The sequence below is a fragment of the Peptacetobacter sp. AB800 genome, from assembly GCF_047807365.1.
Classification (GTDB): domain Bacteria; phylum Bacillota; class Clostridia; order Peptostreptococcales; family Peptostreptococcaceae; genus Peptacetobacter.
This window is the reverse complement of sequence record NZ_JBLOUI010000115.1, coordinates 1-293: the sequence shown is the minus strand read 5'-3', so window position 1 is coordinate 293 and position 293 is coordinate 1. Positions and strand designations below refer to the sequence as shown.

1 pseudogene is annotated in these 293 nt (G+C 31.4%); it reads right to left on the bottom strand.

From position 1 onward, the window contains the following. Window positions 1-183, bottom strand: a pseudogene (locus tag ACK2WN_RS12390) (IS30 family transposase); the annotation flags it as partial. Window positions 184-293 lie beyond the last annotated feature (110 nt).

The following is a 293-nucleotide window of genomic DNA, read 5'->3' as shown; positions in this document are numbered from 1 at the left end:
CCCTAAACATTTTCTTGGTCTAGTATTTAGTTTATACTCAACTAACTGAACTAGTTCGTGAGGAACATTTGTAATATCAAAGCCCTTCGGGAAATATTCTCTTATTAAGCCATTTGTATTTTCATTTGTACCTCTTTGCCAAGGGTGGTGTGGTAAAGGAAAATAAAATTCAACACCAAGTTCTCAATGTCATTAAGTTAGCATTGTTAATGAGGTTATCTAAAAGAAAAATAGCAGGAAAGATTTTTGCTTTCCTGCTATTTTTATATTTTAAACACACAAATAAGACAGAT